The sequence below is a fragment of the Klebsiella sp. Ech2A genome, from assembly GCF_030078455.1.
In the GTDB taxonomy this organism is placed as follows: domain Bacteria; phylum Pseudomonadota; class Gammaproteobacteria; order Enterobacterales; family Enterobacteriaceae; genus Klebsiella; species Klebsiella terrigena.
In genome coordinates this window covers 1-1869 of the sequence record NZ_JAQGFU010000378.1, presented here as the reverse complement: position 1 = coordinate 1869, position 1869 = coordinate 1, and the positions used below count along the sequence as shown (strand labels likewise).

General features: G+C 67.4%; 1 protein-coding gene. It reads right to left on the bottom strand.

Features of this window, described 5'->3' with window-relative positions; all coding sequences use genetic code 11:
* On the bottom strand, positions 1–1869 hold a 1869-nt coding region (locus PFH44_RS27175; RefSeq protein WP_367575715.1), incomplete at both ends, for an alpha-2-macroglobulin family protein.

Sequence of the window (1869 nt, the reverse complement as noted above, 5' to 3'; positions counted from 1 at the left end):
GGACCGCTGGCCGTGCCGGTTGCCCGCCACTGCGGAACGTACATCGACTCCACCTGCGGCTGCGGCACCTGATAGGTCCCGGGCGTTACCGCCCGCGCCAGGTAGACCAGCGTCACCGGCTGCCCTTCGTTTACCGCTACCGCGGCAACAAAGCGATCGTCGCGGAATTCGATATGCTGAATATCCGCCTGCTGCATCTGATTGAGCAGGTTCTGCACCGCCTCGCCGTTCTCCTGCAGGCTGGCGCTGCTGTTTGCCAGGTTCTGGTTTTCCAGCTCCAGCCCCGCCGGCAGCAGATCGACGACCAGCGCATCCGGCACGTTGCGCGTAGCGGTAATTTCCAGCTTCACCAGCACCAGCTCGCCGCTGCGCAGCGAGGTCAGCGATTTTTGCTGGCCGCGGGTGTCGAAGACCTGCCGTTCAATGCCCAGCACGTTGCCCGCAGGCTGCGGGGCGCTAAGCGGATAGCCGCTGCTGTCGAGGCGCAGCCAGAGCGGCTGGCTGCCGGTATTGCTGACCTGCAGCGCCGCCAGCTGGTCACCGGTGAGGTTGCGGGTCTGCGCCTTATCCGCCGCCAGCGGCTGCGCCTGCAGCGAGGTTTGCGCCTGCCAGCTGCCGGGGAGATCCTGCAGCGTGCGCCCGGCAAGGAACAGGGCGTTGGTCTCCTGAGTAGAGAGCCAGCGCTGGCCGTAGGCCTCGTCGGCCAGGCTGCTCAGCAGCGCGTTTTGCGCCTCCGGCAGCAGCTTATTCTCCTCCAGCAGGGCCAGCTTCAGGGCATCATCGCGCAGCGCGCTGCCGTAATCTCCCAGCCAGCGATCCCGGTCCTGACGCGGCGTGCTCATCGCCAGCTTCAGCGCCTGCTCGCCGCGCGGTGCGTCACCCATCGTCTTCAGCGCAATGCCGAGCTGCAGCAGCGGCAGGCCGGAACGCGCCTGCTCGTGGCGGGTCCAGATTTCACGCAGCGCGCCAAGCGGCGCCTTTTGCTGACGAGCCAGCACCAGAGCGGCGTAGGCCTGGGCGGCAAAGCGGCTGGCCGGCGCGTCGTCGCTGTAGCGCACGGTCATCAGCCCCGGCTCCTGCAGATAGCGCAGCAGGCGCTGGTTGCCGTTATTGATGGCGTTGGTCGGCACGCTGTAGCCCTGCTCGCCCGCCCGCACCAGGAAGTCCATGGCGTAGGCGGTGAGCCAGTACTCCTCCGGACCGTTTTTATCCCATAGCGCAAAGCCGCCGTCGTCGCGCTGCATTTGCAGCAGGCGCGCGATGCCGATATCCACCGCCGCGCGGCGTTTTTCATCGCTGTCGCCGCTAATACCCAGCGTTTTTAGCTGCGCCGCGCTGGTGTAGAGCGACGGGAACAGTCCGCTGGCGGTCTGCTCCAGGCAGCCGTAAGGATAGGCCTTCAGGTCGCGAATATAGCGCGCCAGGTTGAGCGGCGGCTTGCCGCTGAACACCAGCTGCCCCTGCAGGGTCGCCGGCGAGAAGCCGAGGACTTGCTCCGCCGGCGCCTGCCAGCTTTCGCCGGGCTGCAGCACCGCGCCAACGTTCACCGTCCGCGCCGGGAAGGCCGGACGGACGCCAATTTTCCACTGCTTCTGCATCGGGGCGAAGGTCTCCCCCGGCAGATTCAGGCCGCTGATGGTCGCGCTGAGCTGACCGTCGCCAAACCCCTCTCTCGCGCTCACCGGCACAAACAGGGTGCGGCGCGCGCCCGGCGCCAGCTGAACCGGCGGGATTTCCGGCTGCGCAAGCTGCAGCAGGCCGCCGGCGCTCAGCGCAACGTTCAGGGTTTGCGGCCTGTCGGTCAGGTTGCTGAGATCCAGCGCCAGGCGCGTGGTATCGCCGCTGGCGAGGAAGCGCGGCGTATTCAGC